The sequence below is a fragment of the Chitinophaga sp. genome (assembly GCF_036566945.1).
Classification (GTDB): domain Bacteria; phylum Bacteroidota; class Bacteroidia; order Chitinophagales; family Chitinophagaceae; genus Chitinophaga.
This window is the reverse complement of sequence record NZ_DATCVJ010001049.1, coordinates 1-2,780: the sequence shown is the minus strand read 5'-3', so window position 1 is coordinate 2,780 and position 2,780 is coordinate 1. Positions and strand designations below refer to the sequence as shown.

Below are 2,780 nucleotides of genomic sequence, written 5' to 3'. Positions count from 1 at the left end.
TGATGGCTCCGTGATGCAACTGGATAGCGCCGGTAATCGCATCCTGCAACAAGGGGGCGCTGTGGTACGGCAGCAGGGCGGACAGCTGGTATATGCTGCTTCTTCGGATAAAGATGCTGTGACCTACAATACCTTGCGGACACCCCGGGGCGGACAATTTAAAATTACACTGCCGGATGGTACTACTGTTTGGTTAAATGCGGCCAGCTCTATCCGATACCCAACTACTTTCCCCGGGCAGGAGCGCCGCGTGGAAATGAGCGGGGAAGCCTATTTCGAGGTAGCAAAGGATGAGGAAAAACCATTTAAAGTAAGTGCAAATGGTAAGGCAGAGGTAAAAGTACTGGGGACTCATTTTAATGTACACGCTTATCCGGAAGAAGGTATTATTAAAACTACCTTGCTCGAAGGCGCCGTATCAATGTCCACTCCAGCCAATGCGCCTGTATTACTCAAACCAGGTCAACAAGCAGCTGCCGGGCAAACAACTATTGAAGTCGTAAACGATGCCAACATCGATCAGGTAATGGCCTGGAAATATGGACTCTTCAACTTTGACAAGTCAAATCTGCCATCCGTCATGAATGAGTTGAGCCGCTGGTATGATGTAGATGTGCGTTATGAGGGACAAGTTCCATCACGGATTTTCAGGGGGAAAATCAAACGCGATCTCAGCTTAACACAGGTGCTGGAAGTACTCCAGGATGTGAACATTAAATTTAAAATGGAAGGAAAAACATTAGTAGTATATAATTAACAATCAAAAACCAATCGTTTCAAAAAACAAAAAGCCGGTATGCGTCAACATATCCGGCTATCATTTGGCGAAAGTCAAGTCTGGATAGATCCTGTTATTTACCAAACCAACCAAAATTATGCAAAAAAATGCGAAAAGCTTGCAGGCCTGCAGCTCCGGGCCTCGTTGTCTCTACCAAACATGGCGGGTGATGAGGATTACGTTTGTTTTAATGCTTGCTGCTGCACTGCATGGTAGTGCCAACATAGCAGCACAGGGCAAAGTGTCTATGTCAGTTAGAGGCGAAAACTTATCAACGGTATTAGCGCTTACTGAAAAACAAACCGGGTATGTTTTCTTCTTCGATGAAAAATTATTGACTATTGCGAAACCAGTGACAATTAACGCGAAAGACTTGCCACTATTGAAGTTTCTCGACCTGCTTTTTCAGGAGCAACCATTAAAGTATAGTCTAAGGAACACCACTATCACCCTTTCCATGAAGACACCAGTGACGCCTCACACTGATATGCTTTTACAGGAAAATACCGGGGTGATAATAAAAGGGATTATTGCGAGATCCGACGGTAAAATGCTGCCGGGTGTATCCGTCAGATTGAAACCATCAACGATAGGCACCACTACCAATGAAGACGGGATATTTATATTGCCCAATGTACCGCCGGGTAATTATACGCTGGAAATATCCAGTATCGGGTATGCCACGATCAGCAGGAAACTGATGGTAACAGAAAAACCATTAGAACTCGCTTTCACCCTCCAGCAGGAAGCAATCGAACAGAAAGAAGTAGTCATATCCACCGGTTACGGGGTTAAGAAACCCGGAGAGTTAACCGGGGCTGTACAGAAAATATCCGGAGATGAAATCAGGAGGGGGATCACTTCTTCCGATCCGGCATCTTTACTGAAAGGTAGAGCAGCAGGTTTGTATATCTCCGAACAGAATGCCGCCGACCCAACCAGCAGCGGCGGACAAATATTCGTAAGAGGCCAGAGTAGTGTGGCCAGCGTTGGTGTTGATCAGGTCAATGAATTTATAGTGCCTTCGCTCAACTATGGCCCGCTCATCGTATTGGATGGCGTAATTATGCCGAACCAAAACCTGAAAGAGCTGGTGACTCCGCAGGAAATCCAGGACGTCATCGTACTAAAAGATGCGGCTGCTACGGCGATCTATGGATCAAGAGCGGCCGCAGGTGTATTGGTGGTCACCACTAAAAAAGGGAGTAACGCAAAACCACGGATCAGTGCTGAGGTAAAGTATGGTATTAATCAACCTAATCGCGGCCGGATGAAGTTTATGAATGGCGCCGAATTATATGACTTACAAAAACGTTTCTATACGGAAGATTATACACAGAATAATGCCAGCCTCTCCCCAATGTTCCCTACGTTGAATAACTATCTGGATTACCGGCTGCCTACACAGCAGCAGGTGAATAGTTCGTACGATTGGTCTAAATATGCATTTATAACCAGCAATACCTCAGAAGTAAACCTCTCTGCCAGCGGTGGAAACGAGCGCACTAAATATTACCTGGGCGGCTCTTACTACAATGAACAAGCTACAGGTGTGCTCAATAGTTTAATCCGGAAATCGTTCCGCCTGAACCTTGAAAGTCGTTTAACAGACCAATTTACAGCTGCTGTTTCCATCAATGGCATTATGAATGATGGCCGACAGGATCAGGGCGGCACTGTTGGCAGCATTCAAAGCCTTATTCCCTGGGCAAACCCTTATGCCGCAAATGGATCGGTCACACAGGCGCTTAACTTTAAAATGGGTGGAACGCAGCAGATCGTTGATAATCCTCTGTTCAACAGGCAGTATAATTTTTCAAAACGGCAGTCGCAATTGTTTTTCGGATCTATTAAATTAGACTATAAAATTACCGACTGGTTGACCATTTCCAGTACTAACTCTGGTAATCTTAACTACAACAAAAACACCCAATATACAGATGTAAGAACTTATAACGGCGGTAGTTCCTTTTTTGCTCCACAAGGTTTTTTAGGGACCACC

General features: G+C 45.3%; 2 protein-coding genes. Both read left to right on the top strand.

The features are described 5' to 3' along the window. A partial coding sequence (locus tag VIP81_RS31625; RefSeq protein ID WP_331971574.1) for a FecR family protein occupies positions 1 to 757 on the top strand: 757 nt, incomplete at its 5' end. A gap of 190 nt (positions 758 to 947) precedes the next feature. Beyond that, positions 948 to 2,780: carboxypeptidase-like regulatory domain-containing protein (locus VIP81_RS31620; protein WP_331971570.1), on the top strand; the 1,833-nt coding region annotated here is incomplete at its 3' end.